Source organism: Acetomicrobium sp. S15 = DSM 107314, assembly GCF_016125955.1.
In the GTDB taxonomy this organism is placed as follows: domain Bacteria; phylum Synergistota; class Synergistia; order Synergistales; family Thermosynergistaceae; genus Thermosynergistes; species Thermosynergistes pyruvativorans.
Window position 1 is genome coordinate 1 of the sequence record NZ_JADEVE010000032.1, and the last position, 339, is coordinate 339.

At 52.5% G+C, this 339-nt stretch carries 1 protein-coding gene and 1 tRNA gene; both read left to right on the forward strand.

All coding sequences use genetic code 11. The features are described 5' to 3' along the window. Window positions 1-112 precede the first annotated feature (112 nt). A tRNA-Arg gene (locus EZM41_RS00565) sits at window positions 113-189 on the forward strand. Between the two features lie 43 nt (window positions 190-232). Beyond that, on the forward strand, window positions 233-339 hold a 107-nt coding region (locus EZM41_RS14465; protein WP_198468365.1), incomplete at its 3' end, for a CinA family protein.

Below are 339 nucleotides of genomic sequence, written 5' to 3' on the forward strand. Positions count from 1 at the left end.
TGGGTTCACTTTATCGCGAAGCGTTATAAATCGGTCGTCTGAGGCATCTAAAAATCCGATGAGGGGTCGCCGGTATTTGGTTTCATACCTCCCCCACCGCCAAACATCTCGCGCGCCGGTAGCTCAATTGGATAGAGCAACGGACTTCGGATCCGTAGGTTGGGGGTTCGAATCCTCTCCGGCGCGCCAGTTTTAGTTCCCGACCTGATTCTTTCTATGTCGGGAATTTTTATTGCTATTTTTAGAGCGGGATGGAGCCGTAAGCAGGCCGTGTGCGCTTTCGATGGCCATCGGCGCGCGAAAAATTTATAAGGCTCGTCTGGCTGTGGCCATAACTGG